The 244-nt window shown below is 61.1% G+C and carries 1 pseudogene; it reads left to right on the top strand.

Going from position 1 to position 244, the window contains the following annotated elements:
- Positions 1 to 222 (top strand): annotated as a pseudogene (gene araH / locus SB822_RS59910) (L-arabinose ABC transporter permease AraH); the annotation flags it as partial.
- Between the last annotated feature and the right edge of the window lie 22 nt (positions 223 to 244).

Below are 244 nucleotides of genomic sequence, written 5' to 3'. Positions count from 1 at the left end.
GAGCTGAACGTGATCTCGGCGTGCGTGCTCGGCGGCGTGTCGCTGCTCGGCGGACGCGCGACGATTTCGGGCGTCGTGATCGGTGTGCTTATCATGGGCACGGTCGAGAACGTGATGAACCTGATGAACATCGACGCGTTCTATCAGTACCTCGTGCGCGGCGCGATCCTGCTCGCCGCCGTGCTGCTCGACCAGTTGAAGAACCGCGGATCGCGGGATTAATCCACTCGCTCTAAAAGGAATC

The organism is Paraburkholderia sp. SIMBA_054, assembly GCF_046534875.1.
GTDB classification, from domain to species: Bacteria; Pseudomonadota; Gammaproteobacteria; order Burkholderiales; family Burkholderiaceae; genus Paraburkholderia; species Paraburkholderia hospita.
This window is presented reverse-complemented; position numbering and strand designations above follow the sequence as displayed.